This window comes from Burkholderia sp. MSMB1459WGS (assembly GCF_001534535.1).
Lineage (GTDB): Bacteria > Pseudomonadota > Gammaproteobacteria > Burkholderiales > Burkholderiaceae > Burkholderia.
In genome coordinates this window covers 297,513-320,135 of sequence record NZ_LPMU01000061.1, presented here as the reverse complement: position 1 = coordinate 320,135, position 22,623 = coordinate 297,513, and the positions used below count along the sequence as shown (strand labels likewise).

20 protein-coding genes are annotated in these 22,623 nt (G+C 68.5%); 15 read left to right on the top strand and 5 right to left on the bottom strand.

Annotated elements, in window-relative coordinates:
* Positions 1 to 29: 29 nt before the first annotated feature.
* The 10 genes from hemF to WT97_RS24245 all read left to right on the top strand — a co-directional run bounded on the left by hemF (position 30) and on the right by WT97_RS24245 (position 8,470).
* Positions 30 to 953 (top strand): oxygen-dependent coproporphyrinogen oxidase, encoded by a 924-nt coding sequence (gene hemF, locus WT97_RS24290; protein WP_059499209.1) that lies wholly within the window; start codon positions 30 to 32, stop codon positions 951 to 953.
* The gene (locus WT97_RS24285; RefSeq protein WP_060354564.1) at positions 950 to 1,693 is read left to right on the top strand and encodes a nicotinate-nucleotide adenylyltransferase; all 744 of its coding nucleotides are present in this window, start codon (positions 950 to 952) and stop codon (positions 1,691 to 1,693) included. The genes hemF and WT97_RS24285 overlap by 4 nt, the downstream gene beginning before the upstream one ends.
* A 4-nt stretch (positions 1,694 to 1,697) precedes the next feature.
* Positions 1,698 to 2,141: a ribosome silencing factor gene (gene rsfS / locus WT97_RS24280; RefSeq protein WP_059791316.1), complete on the top strand. Its 444-nt coding sequence runs from the start codon at positions 1,698 to 1,700 to the stop codon at positions 2,139 to 2,141.
* Between the two features lie 18 nt (positions 2,142 to 2,159).
* Complete coding sequence (rlmH, locus tag WT97_RS24275) at positions 2,160 to 2,630, top strand: 23S rRNA (pseudouridine(1915)-N(3))-methyltransferase RlmH (protein ID WP_034208007.1); 471 nt, start codon at positions 2,160 to 2,162, stop codon at positions 2,628 to 2,630.
* 51 nt (positions 2,631 to 2,681) lie between these two features.
* Positions 2,682 to 3,314 (top strand): nucleoside triphosphate pyrophosphatase, encoded by a 633-nt coding sequence (locus tag WT97_RS24270; RefSeq protein WP_059499207.1) that lies wholly within the window; start codon positions 2,682 to 2,684, stop codon positions 3,312 to 3,314.
* An 8-nt stretch (positions 3,315 to 3,322) separates the two neighbouring features.
* On the top strand, positions 3,323 to 4,792 hold the full coding sequence (gene rng / locus WT97_RS24265) for a ribonuclease G (RefSeq protein WP_059499206.1): 1,470 nt from the start codon (positions 3,323 to 3,325) through the stop codon (positions 4,790 to 4,792).
* Between the two features lie 124 nt (positions 4,793 to 4,916).
* On the top strand, positions 4,917 to 5,252 hold the full coding sequence (locus WT97_RS24260) for a YggL family protein (protein WP_034208010.1): 336 nt from the start codon (positions 4,917 to 4,919) through the stop codon (positions 5,250 to 5,252).
* 388 nt (positions 5,253 to 5,640) lie between these two features.
* Complete coding sequence (locus WT97_RS24255) at positions 5,641 to 6,606, top strand: PRC-barrel domain-containing protein (protein WP_059499205.1); 966 nt, start codon at positions 5,641 to 5,643, stop codon at positions 6,604 to 6,606.
* On the top strand, positions 6,603 to 7,862 hold the full coding sequence (locus tag WT97_RS24250; RefSeq protein ID WP_060354563.1) for an MFS transporter: 1,260 nt from the start codon (positions 6,603 to 6,605) through the stop codon (positions 7,860 to 7,862). Before WT97_RS24255 ends, WT97_RS24250 begins: the two co-directional genes overlap by 4 nt.
* 41 nt (positions 7,863 to 7,903) lie before the next feature.
* Complete coding sequence (locus WT97_RS24245; RefSeq protein ID WP_034208013.1) at positions 7,904 to 8,470, top strand: aromatic acid exporter family protein; 567 nt, start codon at positions 7,904 to 7,906, stop codon at positions 8,468 to 8,470.
* A gap of 93 nt (positions 8,471 to 8,563) precedes the next feature.
* Here WT97_RS24245 and WT97_RS24240 read toward each other — a convergent pair whose 3' ends face one another.
* Both WT97_RS24240 and msbA read right to left on the bottom strand, forming a co-directional pair.
* Complete coding sequence (locus tag WT97_RS24240; protein ID WP_059499202.1) at positions 8,564 to 8,947, bottom strand: RcnB family protein; 384 nt, start codon at positions 8,945 to 8,947, stop codon at positions 8,564 to 8,566.
* Between the two features lie 93 nt (positions 8,948 to 9,040).
* On the bottom strand, positions 9,041 to 10,792 hold the full coding sequence (msbA, locus tag WT97_RS24235) for a lipid A export permease/ATP-binding protein MsbA (protein WP_059791322.1): 1,752 nt from the start codon (positions 10,790 to 10,792) through the stop codon (positions 9,041 to 9,043).
* A gap of 225 nt (positions 10,793 to 11,017) precedes the next feature.
* Here msbA and WT97_RS24230 point away from each other — a divergent pair, with 225 nt between their 5' ends.
* The 3 genes from WT97_RS24230 to WT97_RS24220 all read left to right on the top strand — a co-directional run bounded on the left by WT97_RS24230 (position 11,018) and on the right by WT97_RS24220 (position 14,150).
* Entirely contained in the window at positions 11,018 to 11,770 is a 753-nt protein-coding gene (locus tag WT97_RS24230) for a glycosyltransferase family 2 protein (protein WP_060354562.1), read from the top strand.
* Between the two features lie 119 nt (positions 11,771 to 11,889).
* Positions 11,890 to 12,732, top strand: coding sequence for a glycosyltransferase family 2 protein (locus WT97_RS24225; protein WP_060354561.1), 843 nt, complete (start codon positions 11,890 to 11,892; stop codon positions 12,730 to 12,732).
* A gap of 137 nt (positions 12,733 to 12,869) precedes the next feature.
* Entirely contained in the window at positions 12,870 to 14,150 is a 1,281-nt protein-coding gene (locus WT97_RS24220; protein ID WP_060354560.1) for an O-antigen ligase, read from the top strand.
* A gap of 138 nt (positions 14,151 to 14,288) precedes the next feature.
* On the opposite strand, the gene WT97_RS24215 is transcribed toward WT97_RS24220, so the two are convergent.
* The 3 genes from WT97_RS24215 to dnaE form a co-directional block, all read right to left on the bottom strand.
* Positions 14,289 to 15,467, bottom strand: coding sequence for a glycosyltransferase family 9 protein (locus WT97_RS24215; protein ID WP_060354559.1), 1,179 nt, complete (start codon positions 15,465 to 15,467; stop codon positions 14,289 to 14,291).
* A 150-nt stretch (positions 15,468 to 15,617) separates the two neighbouring features.
* Positions 15,618 to 16,706 (bottom strand): glycosyltransferase family 9 protein, encoded by a 1,089-nt coding sequence (locus WT97_RS24210; protein WP_059499196.1) that lies wholly within the window; start codon positions 16,704 to 16,706, stop codon positions 15,618 to 15,620.
* Positions 16,707 to 17,015: 309 nt separating this feature from the next.
* A complete protein-coding gene (gene dnaE, locus WT97_RS24205) occupies positions 17,016 to 20,549 on the bottom strand; it encodes a DNA polymerase III subunit alpha (RefSeq protein ID WP_060354558.1) in 3,534 nt (1,177 codons plus the stop codon).
* A 216-nt stretch (positions 20,550 to 20,765) separates the two neighbouring features.
* On the opposite strand from dnaE, the gene WT97_RS24200 reads away from it, so the two are divergent.
* The gene (locus WT97_RS24200) at positions 20,766 to 21,623 is read left to right on the top strand and encodes a sulfurtransferase (RefSeq protein ID WP_060354557.1); all 858 of its coding nucleotides are present in this window, start codon (positions 20,766 to 20,768) and stop codon (positions 21,621 to 21,623) included.
* Between the two features lie 25 nt (positions 21,624 to 21,648).
* Positions 21,649 to 22,545 (top strand): tRNA glutamyl-Q(34) synthetase GluQRS, encoded by an 897-nt coding sequence (gluQRS, locus tag WT97_RS24195; protein ID WP_060354556.1) that lies wholly within the window; start codon positions 21,649 to 21,651, stop codon positions 22,543 to 22,545.
* Positions 22,546 to 22,623 lie beyond the last annotated feature (78 nt).

The window sequence follows — 22,623 nt, the reverse complement described above, 5'->3', positions numbered from 1 at the left end:
CGCTCAGCGCGGGGGCAGCCAGTCCAGACATGACCGATTCGACCTACGACGTGGCGCGTGTGCGCACGTACCTCCAGGGCCTGCAGACACGTATCGCCGACGCGCTCGGCGCGCTCGACGGCACGCCGCTCGCGACCGACACGTGGCAGCGCGGGCCGGCCGAACGCCTGCGCGGCGGCGGTTGCACGCGGATTCTCGAAGGCGGCCGCGTGTTCGAACGCGCGGGAATCGGCTTTTCCGACGTCGCGGGCGACGCGCTGCCGCCGTCGGCGAGCGCGGCGCGCCCGCAGCTCGCGGGCCGCGGCTTCGAGGCGCTCGGCGTGTCGCTCGTGCTGCACCCGCGCAATCCGTACTGCCCGACCGTGCACATGAACGTGCGGATGCTGATCGCGACGAAACCGGGCGAGGCGCCCGTGTTCTGGTTCGGCGGCGGCATGGATCTGACACCGGTTTACGGTTTCGAGGACGACGCGCGGCATTTCCACCAGACCTGCAAGGACGCGCTCGACCCGTTCGGCGTCGAGCTCTACCCGCGCTTCAAGCAATGGTGCGACGAATATTTCTTCCTGAAGCACCGCAACGAGATGCGCGGCATCGGCGGGATCTTCTTCGACGATTTCTCGGAACCCGGTTTCGAACGCTCGTTTGACATGATGCAAAGCGTCGGCGATGCGTTCCTGCACGCTTATCTGCCGATCGTCGAGCGCCGCGCCGGGCTGCCGTACGGCGAGCGCGAGCGCGACTTCCAGGCATACCGCCGCGGCCGCTACGTCGAATTCAATCTCGTGTTCGACCGCGGCACGCTGTTCGGCCTGCAAAGCGGCGGCCGGACCGAGTCGATCCTGATGTCGATGCCGCCGGTCGCGAACTGGCGCTACAACTGGCAGCCCGAGCCGGGTTCGCCGGAAGCGCGCCTGTATAGCGACTTCCTCGTGCCGCGCGACTGGGTTTGAGCCCGCGCGCCCCGCTGCCCCAACGAGAGGACGCGTTTCTGGACACCACCGCCCGCCCCGCCCCGCTGCCGCGTCGTATCGGCTTGCTGGGCGGTACTTTCGACCCGATCCACGACGGCCATCTCGCGCTCGCGCGCCGGTTCGCCGGGCTGCTCGACCTCACCGAACTCGTGTTGCTGCCCGCCGGGCAGCCGTACCAGAAGCGCGACGTGTCGGCCGCCGAGCACCGGCTCGCGATGACACGCGCGGCCGCCGGCACGCTGTCGATGCCGGGCGTGACCGTGACCGTCGCCACCGACGAGATCGAGCACGCCGGCCCGACCTACACGGTCGAGACGCTCGCGCGCTGGCGCGAGCGGATCGGCCCGGATGCGTCGCTGGCGCTGCTGATCGGCGCCGACCAACTCGTGCGCCTCGATACGTGGCGCGACTGGCGCACGCTGTTCGACTACGCGCACATCGGCGTGTCGACGCGCCCGGGCTTCGAGCTCGACGCGGCGCCGCCGGACGTCGCGCGCGAAATCGCCGCGCGGCAGGCCGGCGCCGACGTGCTCAAGGCCACGCCGGCGGGCCACCTGCTGATCGATACGACCCTTTCGTTCGACATCGCCGCGACCGACATCCGCGCGCACCTGCGCGAATGCATCGCACGCCATGCGCAAATGCCCGACGCGTCGGCCGAACATGTGCCGGCCGCCGTATGGGCCTATATTCTTCAACATCGCCTCTACCATTCCTGAATCCATGGATATTCGCAAACTGCAGCGCGTGATCGTCGACGCCCTCGAAGACGTCAAGGCGCAAGACATCAAGGTGTTCAACACCAGCCACCTGACCGAACTGTTCGACCGCGTGGTCGTCGCCTCGGGCACCTCCAACCGCCAGACCAAGGCCCTCGCGTCGAACGTGCGCGACAAGGTCAAGGAAGCCGGCGGCGACGTCGTCAGCTCCGAAGGCGAGGACACCGGCGAATGGGTGCTGGTCGACTGCGGCGACGCGGTCGTGCACATCCTGCAACCGGCGCTGCGCCAGTACTACAACCTCGAGGAAATCTGGGGCGACAAGCCCGTGCGGATGAAGCTCGGCGGCGGCAAGGGCAACGGCTTCGCCACGGCGAGCGAAGACGACGACGAAGAGGAAGAAGCGCCCGCACGCCCGGCGCGCAAGACGGCCGCCCGGCGCCGCTAAGCCGTCACGCGTCTCCCGATGAAGCTTTTCATCCTCGCGGTCGGCCACAAGATGCCGGGCTGGATCGCATCCGGCTTCGACGAATACACGAAGCGGATGCCGCCCGAGCTGCGCATCGAGTTGCGCGAAATCAAGCCTGAACTGCGTTCGGGCGGCCGCAGCGCCGAAAGCGTGATGGCGGCCGAGCGGCAGAAGATCGAGGCCGCGCTGCCGAAGGGCGCGCGCATCGTCGCGCTCGACGAGCGCGGCCGCGACTGGACCACGATGCAGCTCGCGCAGGCGCTGCCCGGCTGGCAGCAGGACGGCCGCGACGTCGCGTTCGTGATCGGCGGCGCCGACGGGCTCGATCCGGACCTGAAAGCGCGCGCCGACGTGCTGCTGCGCATCTCGAGCATGACGCTGCCGCACGGAATGGTGCGCGTGCTGCTCGCCGAACAGCTTTACCGGGCGTGGAGCATCACGCAGAATCACCCCTACCACCGCGCATGACGCGTCGTCCTCGAGACGCGCGCCGCGCGCGCTCAACGAGATAACGACACCATGCCGTCCAGCACGTCCCCCGCGCTTTTCCCGATCCTTTACCTCGCTTCGCAAAGCCCGCGCCGCCAGGAGCTGCTGCAGCAGATCGGCGTTCGTTTCGAGTTGCTGCTGCCGCGCCCCGACGAGGACGCCGAGGCGCTCGAGGCCGAACTGCCCGGCGAAGCCGCCGACGCATACGTGCGGCGCGTGACCGTCGCAAAGGCCGAGGCCGCGCGTGCGCGCCTCGTCGCGAGCGGCAAGCCGGCCGCGCCGGTGCTGGTGGCCGATACCACGGTGACGATCGACGGCGCCATCCTCGGCAAGCCGGCCGACGCCGACGATGCGCTCGCGATGCTCACCCGCCTCGCCGGCCGCGAACACGTGGTGCTGACCGCCGTCGCCGTGATCGACGCCGGCGGCGAACTGCTGCCGCCCGCGCTGTCGCGCTCGTCGGTGCGCTTCGCGGCCGCGTCGCGCGACGCGTACGCGCGCTACGTCGAAACCGGCGAGCCGTTCGGCAAGGCCGGCGCGTACGCGATCCAGGGCCGCGCGGCCGAATTCATCGAGCGAATCGACGGATCCCATTCAGGTATCATGGGTCTGCCCCTTTTTGAGACTGCCGCGCTGCTGCGTACCGCACGCGTCGCCTTCTGAACCGCACCATGAACGAAGAAATCCTGATCAACCTCACGCCGCAGGAAACGCGCGTCGCACTCGTCCAGCAAGGTGCGGTGCAGGAGCTTCACGTCGAGCGCACGCTGTCGCGCGGGCGGGTCGGCAACATCTATCTCGGCAAGGTCGTGCGCGTGCTGCCCGGCATGCAGTCGGCGTTCATCGACATCGGCCTCGAGCGCGCGGCGTTCCTGCACGTCGCCGACATCTGGCATCCGCGCCTCGCGGGCGAACCGCAGTCGGGCGCGCCGCACCAGCCGATCGAGAAGATCGTGTTCGAGGGGCAGACGCTGATGGTGCAGGTGATCAAGGATCCGATCGGCACGAAAGGCGCGCGGCTGTCGACGCAGGTCAGCATCGCGGGCCGCACGCTCGTCTACCTGCCGCAGGAGCCGCATATCGGCATCTCGCAGAAGATCGAGAGCGAGGCCGAGCGCGAGGCCGTGCGCGCGCGCCTGACGGCCGTGATCCCGCCGGACGAGAAAGGCGGCTACATCGTGCGAACGATCGCCGAGGACGCCACCTCCGACGAGCTGGCCGGCGACGTCGCCTACCTGCGCAAGACCTGGGCGACGATCGTCGCGCAAGCGCAGCGGCTGCCGGCGACGAGCCTGCTGTACCAGGATCTCGATCTCGCGCAGCGCGTGCTGCGCGATTTCGCGAACGACGACACGACGCGCATCCAGGTCGATTCGCGCGAGACGTACCAGCGCCTCGCGGAATTCGCGGGCGAGTTCACGCCGGCCGTGAGCCCGAAGCTGCATCACTACACGGGCGAGCGACCGCTGTTCGACCTGTACAACATCGAGACGGAGATCCAGCGCGCGCTGTCGCGCCGCGTCGACCTGAAGTCGGGCGGCTATCTGATGATCGACCAGACCGAGGCGATGACGACGATCGACGTGAACACCGGCGGCTACGTCGGCGCGCGCAACTTCGACGACACGATCTTCAAGACCAACCTCGAGGCCGCGCACACGATCGCGCGGCAGTTGCGGCTGCGCAACCTCGGCGGGATCATCATCATCGACTTCATCGACATGGAGAACGCCGAGCATCGCGACGCGGTGCTGTCCGAGCTGAAGAAGGCGCTGTCGCGCGACCGCACGCGCGTGACGGTCAACGGCTTCTCGCAGCTCGGGCTCGTCGAGATGACGCGCAAGCGCACGCGCGAGTCGCTCGCGCACGTGCTGTGCGAACCGTGCCCGACCTGCCAGGGCAAGGGCCAGGTGAAGACGTCGCGCACCGTGTGCTACGACATCCTGCGCGAGATCCTGCGCGAATCGCGGCAGTTCAACCCGCGCGAGTTTCGCGTGATCGCCGCGCAGCAGGTGATCGACCTGTTCCTCGACGAGGAGTCGCAGCATCTCGCGATGCTGATCGACTTCATCGGCAAGCCGGTGTCGCTGCAGGTCGAGTCGAACCTGAGCCAGGAGCAGTACGACATCGTGCTGATGTAACGTTGCGCCATCCGCCGCCGGCAGCGCCGCGCGGCGTCCCGATGCGGCGGCCGGGCCGTTCGCGTATCCCGCGCCAGCACCGCCGCCGCCCTTTCATCGATCCTTTTCGCATTCACCCCACACCATGAGCCAACGCCACAACCGCCGCCAGCGCAAGAAACTCCACATCGGCGAATTCCAGGAACTCGCGTTCAACGCCACCGCGCATTACCGCAACGACATGACCGACCTCGAGCGCGGCCAGTTGATCGATGCGTTCATCGACTTCGTCGAAGCGAACGGGCTGCTGACCGTCGCGTCCGCGGATGAAGGCATCGGCGCGTACGTGATCTCCGGCGCGCCGCGCGGCACGACGACCGACGCCGACCGCGAACTCGTGCGCGGATGGCTGGCCGCCCGTCCGGAGCTGACCGACGTCAAGGTCAGCGAATTCACCGACGCGTGGTATCCGGACGCCTGATTGCCCGGTTTCACGCTGCTTCAAACGGCGCCCGAGCCTGCCCCCATCACGGCGAGCCAGGCCGGCGCCGCTTCTTCCGAACGATCGTGACGGCCGCCCGCGTCGCCGGGCCGACGTTGCCGTCCGCGTATGGCGGCTCAGGCTCGTTGAGCCAGGGCAATGGCGGCGGCGCCTGCCCCACGTCGTCGTGGCCCGCGCGCCGCAGCCGGACCGCCACCCGCCTCCGATCCCTTCCTTTTCCGCACGATCCGCTTGCAACCGGCCATCGAAATCGGTCCTGAAAGCAAGACACGTTAAACTCTCACCTCGCGTGGTGCGCCGCCCGCACCCGCCATCCATCGCCAGCCGCGTGCCCTCGTGCCGCCCCCGACCCATGGAGTGAGTGTCAATGAGCGGCGGACTCCCGTTTCCCGCATCCCGCAAGTCGTTGCCGTCCTCGACGGTCTTCCTGATTCTCGCCGTCGCCGCGTTGCTGTCCGGCTGCGGGCTGCTGCCGGTCCAGAATCCGCCCGCGCCGATCAGCGAGGCGCTCGTCGAGCCCGTCGAGGAGACCGCCGGCGAGCCGCTGACGATGCCGCCCGTGCCTGCGCCGACGCAACCGGAGGAACCGGAAGCGCCGAAGAAGCCGCACCGAGAGGTGACGCGGCCGAAGCCCGTGCAGCGCCCCGAATCGCCGACCCCGCCCCCGCCGCCGCCCGCGCCGCTCGTCGCGACGCGCGCGCTCGACCGCACCCAGATCCATGCGCTGCTCGACAGCGAGGTCGCGCGCCGCAACGGCAAGGTGGTCGGCCGCGCGGTCGACATGGTGGTCGACGCGAGCGGCAAGCCGCGCGAGATGATCGTCAACCTGCAGGGCTTCATGGGGATCGGCGACCGCAAGGTCATCTTCCCGTGGAACGTGTTCCGCTTCACGCCGGGCGGCAAACAGGAGCCGATCGTGCTCGACGTGCCGTCGGGCGACCTGCCGCCGGCCGCGCGGCCGAAGGCGGCGCCGCTGTCGGGCTCGGCCGCGGCGTCGCCGGCGACGCGACTGCCGATGCTCGACAGCGATGTCGAACGCCCGAACGGCACGAAGATCGGCCGCATCGTCGACGTGCTGATCGACCGCGGCGCCCAGCCCCAGGCCGTCGTGCTCGACCTCGGCGGGCTCGTCAATACCGACCGCCGTTCGATCGCCGCGAGCTGGGGCGCGCTGCGCTTCGTCACGCGCGACAAGGCGCTGCACCCGCAGCTCGACCTGAACGACGCCCAGATCAAGGCATCGCCGCCGTACGCGGCCGACAAGCCGATCGTCGCCGTCTTCCCGCCTGTCGCCCCGGCCGCGCCGGCTTCGTCTGCGAGTGCCACCCGATGACGATCAAGCATTCCGTCAGCGCTCGCAGTCTGCGCTCCCTCGACTGGCTCAACTTTTTCGTTGCAAACGTTCAAACCGGGTTCGGTCCGTTCATCGCGTCCTATCTCGCGTCGCACAAGTGGACGCAGGGCGAGATCGGCATGGTGCTGTCGATCGGCACGATCAGCGCGATGGTCAGCCAGGTACCGGGCGGCGCGGCCGTCGACGCGCTGAAGAACAAGAAAGGCGCGGCCGCGTGGGCGATCGCGGCCATCATCCTGTCCGCGGTCCTGCTCGCGTCGAGCCCGACGATCGTGCCGGTGATCGCCGCCGAGGTGTTCCACGGCTTCGCGAGCTGCATGCTGGTGCCGGCAATGGCCGCGATCTCGTTCTCGCTCGTCGGCCGCGCCGATCTCGGCGACCGGCTCGGCCGCAACGCGCGCTGGGCGTCGATCGGCAGTGCGGTCGCGGCGGGCCTGATGGGGTTGACCGGCGAATATTTCTCCGCGCGCGCGGTGTTCTGGCTGACCGCCGTGCTGGCGCTGCCCGCGCTGTTCGCGCTCGCGATGATCCAGCCGACGCACGAGGTGATTCCGCAATCGTCGAAGCACGACGACGCCGACGAAGGCGAGGAACGCGAAACGCTGCTCGAGCTGCTGCGCGACCGCCGGATGCTGATCTTCGCGGCCTGCGTCGTGCTGTTCCACCTGTCGAACGCCGCGATGCTGAACCTCGCGGCCGGCGAAGTCACGGCCGGGATGGGCGAGAACGTGCAGCTCGTGATCGCCGCGTGCATCATCGTGCCGCAGGCGATCGTCGCGATGCTGTCGCCGTGGGTCGGCCGCTCCGCGCAGCGCTGGGGGCGCCGGCCGATCCTGCTGCTCGGCTTCTCCGCGCTGCCGGTGCGCGCGCTGCTGTTCGCCGGCGTCAGCAGCCCGTACCTGCTCGTGCCGGTGCAGATGCTCGACGGCATCAGCGCGGCCGTGTTCGGCGTGATGCTGCCGCTGATCGCGGCCGACGTCGCGGGCGGCAAAGGCCGCTACAACCTCTGTATCGGGCTGTTCGGGCTCGCGGCCGGGATTGGCGCGACGCTCAGCACGGCCGTGGCCGGCTACGTCGCCGATCACTTCGGCAACGCGGTCAGCTTCTTCGGGCTTGCGGCCGCCGGCGCGCTCGCGGCGCTGCTGGTCTGGCTCGTGATGCCCGAAACCCGCGTCGAAAACGGCGACGCGACGGCCGCCGAACCGGCGGCCGCCTCGCCCGAACAGGCGCATTGACGGCGAAGCGCCGCCGCTACCCGCTTCTTGGCCGACGCACGATGGATACGATCAGGACACTCAACGAAGCCCGCCAGCAGATCCAGCAGTCGATCTTCGATCTGTTCAAGGGGCTGTCATTCGGCGAGCGGCTCGCGCAAGGCGCGCTGATGGCGCTGCAGGCCGTCTGCGGCGCGTGCCTCGCGTATGCGATCGGCCGCGCGATGCATACCGAGCAGGCCGTGTGGGCGGCGATCACCGCGATCGCCGTCACGCAGCACAACTACTCGGACACGATGTCGCTGTCGCGCGACCAGTTCATCGGCGCGATGGTCGGCGGCATCCTCGGCTTCGCCGGTGCGGCGTTGGGCGGCGATCGCCTCGTCGCGTATGCGATCACGGTCGCGGTCGCGATCGTCTGCTGCTGGTGCCTGAACGTCGGCAGCGCCGCACGGCTCGGCGGCGTGACCGCGACGATCGTGCTGCTGTTTCCGGGCAACGGCCCGCTGTGGGACGTTCCGCTGATCCGGCTCGGTGAAGTGACGCTCGGCACGGTGTGCGCGCTGGGCGTGTGCTGGCTGATGTCGAGAATCGAGCGGCGCTGGTTCCGCCGCGCGGCGGCAAAGTGACGCGGCGCCGGGCAACGCGCCCGGCAGCCGGATGAATGATCGGACCGCTGCGTATCGAACCGCTGCGTAACGGGTACGGGGGTACGGACCGGGTTACGGACCGACCCGCAGCACGATGCCCGACCCGATCTGCACGAGCAGGTAGTCGCCGCCGACGCCGACCCAATGGTAGCCGCGCGGCGGCGCACTCAGATGGTAGCCGCGCCAGTCGTCGACCACATACTGGCGATCGCGGAACTCGGCCGGCAGCCGGTCGCCCTTGTGCCAGTCGCGGCGCGGCCCGTCGGCCCAGCGTGGCGGGACGTCGTCTTCGCGATGCATCGCGTGGCCGGGCGGTACGTGTTTCGGGCCACGGCCGTGCTGCATCCCGTGGCCGCCACGGTCATCGCGATTGTCGTGGTCCTGCGCCATTGCCGCGGTAGCAGCGCAACCTGCCGCGATCAGTGCGGCCAGCATCATGCCGTGCATCCTCTTCATTGTCCTTCCCTCCGTGGTGTCACGTCGAACAAGAAACGACCGGGACTGCCCGACGAAGACTAGCACACGGCATCGCGGCTGCCTCACCGCGCGTTACGCCGCCTGCTGCTGGTACTGGATCCGGTGCAGGTGCGCGTAGAGGCCGCCGTGGCGCAGCAGCTCGTCGTGGCTGCCCTCTTCGACGATCTTGCCGCCCTCGAGCACGAGGATGCGGTCCGCGCGCTCGATCGTCGACAGCCGGTGCGCGATCACCAGCGTCGTGCGGCCTTCCATCAGCCGCTCGAGCGCGGCCTGCACGTGGCGCTCCGACTCCGAATCGAGCGCCGACGTCGCTTCGTCGAGAATCAGGATCGGCGCGTCCTTGTAGATCGCGCGCGCAATCGCGAGCCGCTGGCGCTGGCCGCCGGACAAGCGCATCCCGTTGCCGCCGACCAGCGTATCGAGCCCGTCGGGCATCGCGGCGACCGCATCGGCGAGGTTCGCGGCCTCGAGCGCGGCCTGCACGCGCGCGCGGTCGGGTGTCTGCCCGTATGCGACGTTCGCGGCGATCGTGTCGTTGAACAGCACGACGTCCTGGCTGACCATCGCCATCTGGCTGCGCAGCGCGTGGAGATCGTAGTCGGACACCGGCACGCCGTCGACCAGGATCGTGCCGTCCGTCGGGTCGAAGAAGCGCGGCAGCAGGTTCACGAGCGTCGTCTTGCCGCTTCCGGACGGGCCGGCCAGCGCGATCATTTCGCCCGGCGCGACCTTGAACGAGATGCGCTCGAGCGTCGGCCGTTCGGCCGCGCCGTAGTCGAACGACACCGCGCGGAATTCGATCTCGCCGCGCGCGTGCGGCAGCGGCCGGCCGCCGCCCTGCGGCTCGGCCGGCTCGTCGATCAGCCCGAAGATCAGCTCGGCGGCCGTCATCCCGCGCTGCAGCGGCTGGTTGACGTCGATCAGGTGCTTGAGCGGCGAGATCACCAGCAGCATCGACGTGACGAACGCGACGAAACCGCCGACCGTCGTCTGGTCGTTCGACGACTGCACGACCGCGATCGTGATCACGACCGCGAGCGCGATCGACGCAAGGAACTGCGTGAGCGGCTGCGCGAGGCCGCCCGAAATCGTCATGCGCATCGCGTAGCCGCGCAGGCGCTTGCTCATCGTCGTGAAGCGGTCCATCTCGTACGCTTCGCCGTTGTGCACCTTGACGACCTTGTAGCCGCCGACCGTCTCCTCGACGATGTACGACAGTTCGTTGGTCAGCGTCTGGTGCTCGCGGTTCAGGCGGCGCAGCCGGCGGTTGATCTTGCTGACGAGCCAGCCGATGCCCGGCAGGATCACCGCGACGATCAGCGTGAGCCGCCAGTTCAGGTAGAACAGATAGCCGAGCAGGAAGATCACCGTCAGCGAGTCGCGCACGAGCGTGACCATCACGCCCGTCAGCACCGACAGGATCTGGTTGACCTCGAACACGATCGCGTTGATCACCGTGCTCGCGGTTTCGCGCTGGAAGAACGACGCGCCGGTATGGATCATCCGCCGGAACATCTCGAGCCGCAGCTGCAGCAGGATGCGGTTCGATACGTAGTTGAGCAGGTAATTCGATGCGTACTGCGATACGCCGCGCACGAGCGCGAGGCCGATCACCGCGATCGGCACGTACCATTTCGCGCGGTCGCTGCCGTGCGAGCCGAAGCCGTGGTCGAGGAGCGGCTTGAGCAGCGCCGGGATACCGGCTTCGGTGGCTGCGACGACGCCCATCGTCACCACGGCGAGCACGACGATGCCGATGAGCGGCCGGATGTACGGCCACAGGCGCTTGAGGACCGTCACCGGCGAAGTGCCGCTGCCGTCCATCGGTTTGCGAAGAGTATTCTGGGTTTCCAAGGCAATCCTTCTTGAGCCGCGATGCGGCGCCCGGCGCGCGGCCGCCCGGGTGTGCGCCCTGGTCGGGCGGGTGCCGAAAAGGGCTCAACATTATAGCTGCACCGCCCTCGCCGGCACGGCCGTCGCCGATGCTGCCCGCGGCCGGCCCGAAGGTATACTGCCGCTCACCGTTTTCTCCGCCTTTCCGACGATTTCATGGCTGAACCCTCCCTCGGCGTCGCCCTCATCGCCCTCAACGCATCCGCGCGGCTCGCCCAGTGTCTCGATGCGCTGTCGTTCGCCGACGAGATCGTCGTCATCGACGGCGGCAGCACCGACGATACCGTCGCGATCGCGCAGGCGCACGGCGCGCGCGTGATCGTCGAGCGCGACTGGCCGGGTTTCGGCCCGCAGAAGAACCGCGCGCTCGACGCGCTCGGTACCGACTGGATCCTGTCGCTCGATACCGACGAAGTCGTCACGCCGGAACTCGCGCAATCGATCCGCGATGCGATCCGCGCGCCGGCCGCGCAGGTCTATGCGCTCGATCGGCTGTCGAGCTTCTGCGGCCAGTGGATCCATCACAGCGGCTGGTATCCGGACTGGGTGCCGCGGCTGTTCAGGCGCGGCGCCGCGCGGTTCTCGGACGATCTCGTGCACGAACGCCTCGTGTTCGAGACAGCCGCGCAGCGCCTGCCCGGCAAGCTGATGCACTACTCGTACGAGGATTTCGAAACGGTCGTGCGCAAGCTCGACGCGTATTCGACGGCCGGCGCGCGTCAGCGCCGCGCGGCCGGCCAGCGCGGCGGCTTCGGCAAGGCGCTCGGCCGCGGCGCCTGGGCGTTCGTGCGCACCTACGTGCTGCGGCGCGGGTTCCTCGACGGCCGCGCGGGCTTCATGATCGCCGTGTTCAACGCGGAAACCGTGTATTACCGCTTCCTGAAGCTCGGCCACGAACCGGCCCGCTAGGCGAGCGCCGGCGCGCGGCCGGCCCGGCGTTACAATGCCGGGTTGCGCGCACCGCGCGTGCCCGCCCGAACGGCTGCGCCGCGCGCCGCCCGCCACGACGACCACCGAATCCGACCGCCATGTTCTCCATCATCATCCCGACCTGGAACAACCTGCCGTACCTCAAGCTCGTCGTCGATAGCCTGCGCCGGCATTCCGCGTACGACCACCAGATCGTCGTGCACGTGAACGACGGCTCGGACGGCACGCTCGACTGGGTGCGCAACGAAGGGATCGAACACACCGCGTCGCCGACCAACATCGGCATCTGCCATGCGGTCAACCTGGCCGCCGCGCGCGCCGTGCGCGACTATGTCGTCTACATGAACGACGACATGTTCTGCTGCCCGGGCTGGGACACGGCGCTCGTGCGCCGCATCGAACGGATGCCGACCGACTTGTTCATGCTGTCCGGCACGATGATCGAGCCGGTCGACACGCGCAACCCGTGCGTGGTCGTCAGCGATTTCGGCCGCGACGCCGAGCAATTCGATGCGGCCGGCCTCGTCGCCGCGACGCCGAAGCTGGCGCGCGCGGACTGGCTCGGGTCGACCTGGCCGCCGACGCTCGTGCACCGCGACTGGTGGAACCGCATCGGCGGCTACAGCAGCGAGCTGTCGCCGGGCATGAGCAGCGACAACGACTTCTCGATGAAATTTTGGGACGCCGGCTGCCGGATCTTCATCGGCGTCGGCGACAGCCTCGTGTATCACTTCCAGCAGAAGAGCACCGGCAAGATCGTCAAGAACGACGGCCGCCGTCAGTTCCTGAACAAATGGGGCATGACCCAGGCGACGTTCGATCGCTATTACCTGCATCGCGGCGAGCCGGTCGGCACCCGAATCGCGCTCGATACGCCGACCGTGGAAGGCCGCCTGAAGCGTGCGCTGCTGCGCTCGCGGATCAAGCGCGCGCTCAGCTGATCGAGCCCCAAAAACCGCACGGAAACCTGTCCTGCTTCGCGTATACTGCGCCGTTCGTCCCGGGTCTCTCGCCGGGGGCGCGACGCGGCGCGGTGCACGCCGCTCGCGCGCCGCATTCGTCCATACGCCAGGTTCCGATGCTTTCGTTTTCCACTCCCGCCACGCGGCGCCTGACCGCCGCCCGTGCATTCGCCGTCGCCGCGCTCTGCATGGTGCCCGTCTCGACCGCGCTGACCAACGTGTTCTGCGGGCTGTTCGCGGTCGCGCTCGTGATCTCCCCCGAATTCTGGCGCAACCTGCGCTCGTTCGTCGCCGACCCGGCTTCGCTGGCGGCGCTGCTGATCCTGGTCGCGCTAGCCGTGAGCGTCGCCTATACGGTCGCGCCGCACAACAAGGCGTGGAACTGGGTCGCGAAGTACGACAAGCTGCTGCTGCTGCCGTTCGCCGTGCTCGCGTTCCGTCATTCGAACTGGGCGCCGATCGTGCGGCGCTGCTGGTTCGCCACGCTGTGCGTGATCCTGCTGCTGTCGACGACCAACTACCTCGGGCTGACCGCGATCGGGCCGGCGCATGCGACCCAGTTGCCGCTGTCGCGCGCGTGGGTGTTCAAGAACCATATCGCCGCCGGCATGTTCGGAGCGTTGCTCTTCTACCAGGCAGCCGATCTCGCGCTGGCAGCCCGCACGATGCTGTCCCGCGCCGCGTATGCGGGCATCGCTGCGTGGTCGCTCGTCAACGTATTCGTGATGCTGCAAGGACGCACGGGGCAGGTTATCGCGCTGTTGCTGATCCTCGTCGTCGCCGTGCGTTTCGTGCTGTTGCTGCGCCGGCAGTCTGCGTTGCGCGCAGGGCTCGCCGCCGGCATGCTCGTCCTCGCCGGCGCCGCGCTCGTGGTCGCCGCCTGCACGGTTCACAACGGCCGGCTGACGAAGGTCGTGACGGAAGTGCAGCAATACCGACAGAGCGATGCGGCCACGTCGACCGGGCTGCGCCTCGAGTGGTACAAGAAGGGATTCGAGCTGTATCGCCAGCGCCCGGTGCTCGGCTACGGCGCAGGCGGCCTCGAATCCGAATTCGAGAAGCTCACGGCCGGCAAGACGGCGGCCGAAGGTCAGCTCACGTCGAACCCGCACAACGAATACCTGCTGATGGCCGTGCAGCTCGGCTCGCTCGGCGTGCTGCTGTTCATCAACCTGATCGTGCAGATCGCGCGCGGCAGCCGTGCGCTCGATCCGCGCTCGCGACACCTGCTGCTCGCGTGGCTCACGATCTTCGCGATCGGCAGTCTCGCGAATTCGCTGTTGCTGGATTTCGCCGAAGGGCACCTGATCGTGCTGCTGGCCGGCATCCTGCTCGGTTGCGGCGAGCGTAGCGAAGCGCTGCCGCGCGAAACGTCGGCGATCCGCCGCAGCGTGTAACGCACGCCTGCATACGTTCCGCTGCCCACGCCGACCAGTTCGGCGGCAGCGGACATCCCCGGTCGATGCGGGCGAGCCGCGTGGTTCTCCGCGAAACGAAGCCCCTGCCAACGAAGAAAAACGCGCGTTTGCCGTGCGTCAGTCGGATCCGGCGCGGCGCAGTCGCGACGTGTCGACGACGACGTCGGCCGGGCCCGGCGGATTCAGCCCGAGCATTTCGGCAGCCGCGGCCTTCACGCGCTGCGCCCCAAGATGGACGAGGCAGTCGCTGCGGCTGTCGACATGACGCTCGCAGCCTTCGTGCCGGCACGGCACGCAATCGCCGTCCCCTTGCAGCAGCCACACGTTCCCGTGCCGGCCCGAGCCGCGCAGCGACCACGGATTCTCGGTCGCGGGCCAGTGCTGCGGCCACGGCCCCCAGCGCACGGGATCGGACGGCCCGAACAGTGCAATCGTGTCGGTGCCGGTCGCGGCCGCGACGTGCGTCGCGCCGGTGTCGGGCCCGATGAAGAGCCGTGCGCGCCGCACGAGCTCCGCGCTCTCGCCGAATGTCAGGCGCCCGACCAGGTTCAGCAGGTCGCCGCCCGCCTCGTTCGCGATCTGCTCCGCATACTCGCGCTCGCGGTCGGCCGGCCCGCCCGACAACGCGACCGCGAAGCCCTGCTCGCGCAGCCAGCCGATCATTTCGACCCAGCCGTCGAGCCGCCATTGCTTGTAACGGAACATCGGATACGGATGCAGCACGACCAGCGGCTTGCCGGCGCGGATCGCTGGCGACTCGGCGAGCCACGCGTCGAACCGCGCGCGCCGCGCGGGATCGTCGCCGATGCCGGGTGCGATGACCTCGGACACCGGCTCGATGCCGATCACCGGCGCGAGTGCGAGCGTACTGACGACCGTATGCGCGGATTCGTGGTGATTGATCGCGATCCCGTTCAGCATCATCCGCGTGAGCCACGTGACGCGGTTCGGGTCGACGAGACCGACCCGCTTGCGGCCGGCGAACCAGCTATAGAAACGCGGCCGGTCGGAACTCAACGCCGCGCACGCGAGATCGTAGCGGCGCCACATCGACAGCGCGTCGCGCAGCCGCTCGCCAAACCCCGCGCGCTGCGCGACCACGATCACGCGCCGCACGTCCGGATTGTGCTCGAGCACGCCCTCGGTGCCGCGAAACACCAGCATGTCGATCTGCGCGTCCGGCCAGCGAGCCTTCAGCGATCGGACGAGCGGCGTCGTCAGCAGCACGTCGCCGATACGGCGCGGCGCGGCAACGAGGATGGTTCTGGGCGGACGGGCGGAAGAAAACAGGGCCACGGCGATCGTCTGGCTGGCTGAACAAGGCTGGCAATGTACAGGATTTTGCAGCAGCCGGCGCGGCATCGCGCACCGGCCGCGCCGGCAGCCGCGATGCGGCCCCGCCAGCGGGGGCGTCGTGCGGTACGCGGCCGCGATGCGCCCCCGGCGCTACGAAGCGGTCGTGACGATCGCGGCCGCCGTGGCGGCGGCCGGCTGCTCAAGCGCCGCGTCGGCCGCAGCGTCGTCGCGATGACCGGCCTGCGGCAGCAGGTGGTGCACCGCGCGCTCGACCGCATCGACGCCGATCGCATCGACGGTCGGGCCCGCGCGCAGAATCACGTGCGGCACGCCCAGCGGATGCCAGCGCAGGTATTTCTCGGGACGGTCCTCGAACAGTGCGGCCACCGGTACGCCGAGCGCCGACGCAAGGTGGACGGGTGCGCTGTCGGCCGAGACGATCATATCGAGCAGGCTCGCGGCCGCCACCAGTTCGGCGATCGACGCAGGCGCGACATGCCGTGCATTCACGTCGCGCCATACCTCGTCTTCGACAGCCGGGCCGATGGCCGGATCGCGAAACACGATCACGTCGGCGACCGGTGCGAGCCGCTCGCCGAGGTCGCGCCAGCGGTCGGCGGGCCAGCGGCGCTCGACCGCCTTGTTCGACACGAACAGCCCGACGCGCGGCTTCGTCCGCGCGCCGAGCAGGCGATGCCACGCCTCCTGCAGCGTGCGATCGGGATGCACCGACAGCTCGAGACGGTCGAGATCGGCGCAGCCGAGTTCGGGCACGAGCCGGAAGCCCGACAACGCTTCATGGCACATCGGCCGCTGCGCGACATGCTCGGGCTTGCGATCGTCGAATTCGGTCCTGGCATCGTGCCAGCGGCAATCCTTCGCGCGAAGCTGGCGCGCGAACTGCATGCTGCTGCGATGCATGCCGCCGTTCGGCACGATCACGAGGTCGAACCGCAAACGGCGCAAACGGCGTACGAGTCGCAACCGGTCGAAGAAGGCGCGCATCCGCCCGGGACGGTCGTTGCGCTCGCACTGACGGCTGTACACGTAGGTATGGACCGTGTGCACGTTCGGGTTTCCGGCCAGCGCGGCCGCGTTGTAGCGGTTCGCGACCACATGCAGCTCCGCGCTCGGCCAACGCGCCTTCAGCGCGCGGAGAAACGCCGTCGTGCACAGCATGTCGCCCAGAAAATCAATCCGGATCACGAGGATCCGCTGCGTCGGGTTCCCATCGGCCATAGTCATGTGGTGACAATCCGTTTTTTATCGTCGCGACGGGCCGTTCCACGGCATCCCGTTCGGAGGCTACACTGCCGCGCGTTGCCGCACCCCGTATGGACCCGCCCCTGTTTATTCGCGCGCCACCGGCGCGGCGCCACTCGCCGTGCGAACCCGCGGCAGGCGCGGCGTTCGGACGGTCAGCGCGGGATTGTATAGCGTCCGGATGGCCAGCCCAAGACTCCGATTACCTCGCACGTAAAAACGGCCCGCCGCACCGCACGATGGCGATGCGACGGGCCGCCTATACGCGAGCCGAAGCGGGCGCGGTCAGTACGTGATTTCGACGACGCTGCCGTCGAACGCCGCACGCAGCTCCGCCAGCAGCACGTCGCTCGGCTTCACGCGCCACGCGTCGCCCAGGCGCATCTCGCCTTGCGCGCGCGCGTTGCTGTAGTGGATCTGAACTGCGAGCCCGTTCGGCAGCGGCGGCTGCGGACGCCGACCGCCATCGCGGCCGCCGCCGCGCGGCGCGGGCGCTTCGACCCCGTTCGCCGCGACCGGATCGTCCTTCGACACGTGCGGCTCGAGCACGCGGCGCAGCGCGAGCGCGTCGGCGTTGCCGTTCATCGTCAGCCGCACGGCCTGCGCATAGCGGCTGCGCGCGCGTTCGAGATCCATCACGGTATCGGCCGTGAAGCGAATGCCGCCGGTGAACGCGTCGTTGCGCGCCTGCCCCTGCACGATCAGCAGCTCGTCCTCCTTGAACAGCGCCTTGTTCGCCTCGAACTGTTCGTTGAAGATCGTGATCTCGCACTGGCCCGTGCCGTCGTCGAGCAACGCGATCAACATCTTGCCGCGCTGGGTCATCTGCGTGCGCAGCGACGCGATGATGCCGGCGACGAGCTTGTCGCGCCCTTCCTTCAGGTCGCCGACCTTCTGCCGCACGAAGCGGCGCACTTCGTCGCGATACGCGTCGAACAGGTGGCCGGACAGGTAGAAACCGAGCGCGGCCTTTTCTTCCTGCAGGCGACGCTTGTCGTCCCACGCGGGTTCGTCGACGAGCGCATGCGCATGCGGCGACTCGGCGCCCATGTCGAACAGGCCGGCCTGCATCGCATTCGCTTCGGCCTGCTCGGCCGCTTCCATCGCGAGCGGCACCGACGCGATCAACTGCGCACGGTTCGGGTTCAGCGAATCGAACGCGCCGGCGCGAATCAGCGCCTCGACCGTGCGGCGGTTGACGACGCGCCGGTCGATCCGCTCGCAGAAGTCGAACAGGTCGGTGAACGCCTTTTCCTCACGCGCACGCAGGATTTCCTCGATCGCGTTCTGGCCGCTGCCCTTTACCGCGCCGAGACCGTAGCGGATCGTGCGCGAGCGCTTGCCGTCGGCTTCCGCGACCGGCTCGAACCGGTAATGCGACTGGTTGATGTCCGGCGGCAGCACGGTGAGGTTGTTCAGGACGCAGTCGTCGAACAGGATCTTCACCTTGTCGGTGTCGTCCATCGCGAGCGTCATGTTGGCCGCCATGAATTCGGCCGGATGGTGCGCCTTCAGCCACGCGGTGTAATACGCGAGCAGCGCATACGCGGCCGCGTGCGACTTGTTGAAGCCGTAGCCCGCGAACTTCTCCATCAAGTCGAAGATCTCGTCGGACTTCTCGCGCGTGAGGCCGTTCTTCGCCGCACCCTCGGCGAAGATCTCGCGGTGCTTGGCCATCTCCTCGGGCTTCTTCTTGCCCATCGCGCGACGCAGCAAGTCCGCACCGCCGAGCGAGTAGCCGCCGATGATCTGCGCCATCTGCATCACCTGCTCCTGATAGACCATGATGCCGTAGGTCTCTTTCAGGACGGGTTCGACGCGCGGATCCGGATAGTCGACCTTCTCGCGCCCGTGCTTGCGTGCGCAGAAGCTCGGGATCAGGTCCATCGGGCCCGGACGGTACAGCGACACGAGCGCGATGATGTCCTCGAAGCGGTCGGGCTGCGCATCCTTCAGCATGCCCTGCATCCCGCGGCTTTCCAGCTGGAACACCGCGACCGTGTTGGCCTTCTTCAGAATCTGGAACGAGGCCGGATCGTCGAGCGGCACCTGCGCGAGCGACCAGTCGGCCTTCGACGGATCGAGGCGGCGGATGTAGCGCTCGGCCCAGTCGAGGATCGTCAGCGTCGTGAGACCCAGAAAGTCGAACTTCACGAGGCCGACGGCTTCGACGTCGTCCTTGTCGTACTGGCTGACCACGCCGCCGTCGTCGCCCTGCGTGTACAGCGGGCAGAAATCGGTCAGCTTGCCGGGCGCGATCAGCACGCCGCCCGCGTGCATCCCGACGTTGCGCGTGAGGCCCTCGACGCGCTGTGCGAGGTCGAGCAGCTGATGGACTTCGTCCTCGTTGTCGTAGCGCTCCTGCAGTTGCGGCTCTTCCTTCATCGCGTCGGCAATCGTCACGTGCTTGCCGGGCTTGAACGGAATCAGCTTCGCGACGCCGTCGGTGAACATGTAGCCGAGGTCGAGCACGCGGCCGATGTCGCGCACGGCCGCCTTCGCGGCCATCGTGCCGAAGGTGGCGATCTGCGACACGGCGTCCGCGCCGTATTTCTCCTTCACGTACTGGATCACGCGATCGCGGCCGTGCTGGCAGAAGTCGATGTCGAAGTCGGGCATCGACACGCGTTCCGGGTTCAGGAAGCGCTCGAACAGCAGGTTGTAGCGCAGCGGATCGAGGTCGGTAATGCCGAGCGCGTACGCGACCAGCGAGCCGGCGCCCGAGCCACGGCCCGGGCCGACCGGCACGCCGTTGTTCTTCGCCCAGTTGATGAAGTCCGCGACGATCAGGAAGTAGCCGGGGAAGCCCATCTTCGTGATGGTCCCGCACTCGAATTCGAGGCGCTTGTAGTACGTGTCGCGCTGCGCGTCGCGCTCGGCTTCGACCGGATACAACTGCGCGAGGCGGGTCTCGAGCCCTTCCTTCGACAACTGGACCAGGTAGTCGTCGAGCGACATGCCGTCCGGCGTCGGAAACAGCGGCAGTTTCGGCTTGCCGAGTTCAAGCTTCAGGTTGCAGCGCTTCGCGATCTCGACCGTGTTCGCGATCGCCGACGGCAGGTCGGCGAACAGCGCGACCATGTCGTCCTGCGTGCGGAAATACTGGTCGGTCGTGAAACGCTTCTGGCGCCGCGGGTTCGCGAGGATGTCGCCTTCCGAGATGCACACGCGCGCCTCGTGCGCGGTGAAATCGTCGTCGGTCATGAACTGCGTCGGGTGCGTCGCGACGACCGGCAGCTTCAGCGACGCGGCGAGCGTCGCGGCCTGCTGGATGTACGCCTCGGCGCCCGGCTGGCCGTAACGCTGCAGCTCGATGTAGAAGCCGCCCGGGAACACCCGCGCCCAGCGCTCGGCGTGGCGGCGCGCGGCGTCTTCGTTGCCCGCGGCCAGCGCGAGCCCGATATCGCCCTGTTGCGCGCCCGACAGCGCGAGCAGCCCCTGCGCGCGCTCGCCGTCGAGCCAGCTCGCGTCGAGCTCCGCTCGGCCGCGGTACTGGTTCGTGAGCCACGCCTTCGACAGCAGCTCGCAGAGATTCAGGTAACCGACCTTGTCCTTGACCAGCAGCAGCAACCGCGACGGCTTGTCGCGGTCGTCGGGATTGGCAATCCAGACGTCGCAGCCGGCGATCGGCTTGATGCCCTTGCCGCGGGCTTCCTGGTAGAAACGGACGAGACCGAATGCGTTGCCGAGATCGGTGAGCGCGAGCGCACCCTGACCGTCCGCGGCGGCTGCCTTGACGATGTCGTCAATGCGCACGATGCCGTCGGCGATCGAGAACTCGGAGTGAACGCGAAGATGGACGAAGCGAGGATCTGACATGGGCGCTATTGTAGCCGCCTCGCCGCGCAGGCTGCCCAAAAAATGCCCGCTTTGGCCGTTCGGCCGATGCACGCGGCGACGCGTCGCGCGGTTGGCCGGTCGGCCGGGTACCGATGCCCGCGCCGTTTGCGGGATAATACGGTTTTTCGAATCAACGCCCCGGCTTCGCACCCTTTTTTGCGGGCCGCCGTGCGGCCGTTTTCCCGTCGGACCATCATGACCATCGTCAACCTCGCCGCCTACCACTTCGTCTCGCTCGACGCGAACGAGCAATGGCGCCCGCTCGTCACCGCCCGCTGCAACGAACTCGGCCTGCGCGGCACGATCCTGCTTGCGCCGGAAGGCATCAACCTGTTCATCGCCGGCACGCGCGAAGCCACCGACGCGTTCATCGCATACATCCGCCACGATCCGCTGTTCGAAGGCAAGTTCGCGACGCTGCAGTTCAAGGAAAGCCTGTCCGACTCGCAGCCGTTCCGCCGCATGCTCGTGCGCCTGAAGCGCGAGATCATCACGATGAAGAAGCCGGCGATCAAGCCGGAACTCGGCCGTGCGCCGTTCGTCGACGCCCGCACGCTGAAGGTGTGGCTCGACCGCGGTCACGACGATACGGGCCGCCCGGTCGTGATGCTCGACACGCGCAACGCGTTCGAAGTCGACGTCGGCACGTTCGACAACGCGCTCGACTACCGGATCGACAAGTTCAGCGAATTCCCGGAAGTGATCGACGCGCATCGCGCCGACCTCGAGGGCAAGACGGTCGTGTCGTTCTGCACCGGCGGCATCCGCTGCGAGAAGGCCGCGATCCACATGAAGGAAATCGGCATCGAGAACGTGTACCAGCTCGAAGGCGGGATCCTGAAGTACTTCGAGGAAGTCGGCGGCGCGCACTATCACGGCGACTGCTTCGTGTTCGACTACCGCACCGCGCTGAACCCGCAGCTCCAGCCCACCGAGAACGTCACGTGCTTCGCGTGCCGCGCGGTCGTCACACCGCAAGCGCAACAATCGCCGAGCTACGTGCCCGGCAAGTCGTGCCCGGCCTGCGCGCAGGCCGCCAGCGCCGCCGCGTAACCGCGCGTCGCACCGCGCCCCGCCGATGAACCACGGCTATCGCGGCCGCTTCGCGCCGTCGCCCACCGGCCCGCTGCACTTCGGCTCGCTGGTCGGCGCGCTCGCGAGCTGGCTCGACGCACGCGCGCACGGCGGCACCTGGCTCGTGCGCATCGAGGATCTCGACGGCCCGCGCACGGTGCCCGGCGCGGCCGACGACATCCTCGCGACGCTCGCACATTTCGGCATGACGCCCGACGAGCGGCCCGTCTGGCAGAGTACGCGCGACGCGGCCTACACGGCCGCGCTCGAGCGGCTCGTCGCGGCGGGGCTCGTGTATCCGTGCGGCTGCACGCGCAAGGAAATCGCCGATTCGCTGCGCGCCGCCCACGAACGCCACACGACGCTTGCGTATCCGGGTACCTGCCGCACCGGCCTGCACGGCAAACCCGCGCGCGCATGGCGGCTGCGCGTGCCGGACGGCGACGACGCGCTCATCGCGTTCGACGATCGCTGGCAGCGCACGCAATCGCAGAACCTCGCGACCGAAGTCGGCGATTTCGTGCTCAAACGCGCGGACGGCCAATGGGCGTATCAGCTCGCGGTCGTCGTCGACGATGCCGACGCCGGCATCACGCACGTCGTGCGCGGCGCCGACCTGCTCGATTCGACCGCGCGCCAGATCCATCTGCAGCGCTGCGTCGGCGTGCCGACTCCCGCGTACCTGCACGTGCCGGTCGTCGTCGACGCCAACGGCGAAAAGCTCAGCAAGCAGACCGGCGCGACGGCGCTCCAACGCAACGATCCGCTGCCGGCGCTGCGGGCCGCGGCCGCGCATCTCGGACTGTCGAACGATGGCGAACTGCCGGGCGATACGATCGACGCGTTCTACGCGGCCGCCACCGATGCGTGGGCGCGTCGCTTCGGGCCGCGCGCCGGTTGAAGCGCCGACAGGACACCGGCCCATGCCGACGAGTTCCTGCATCCGTCGGCGGCGAATCGGATCGCATGAAAGCGTGAC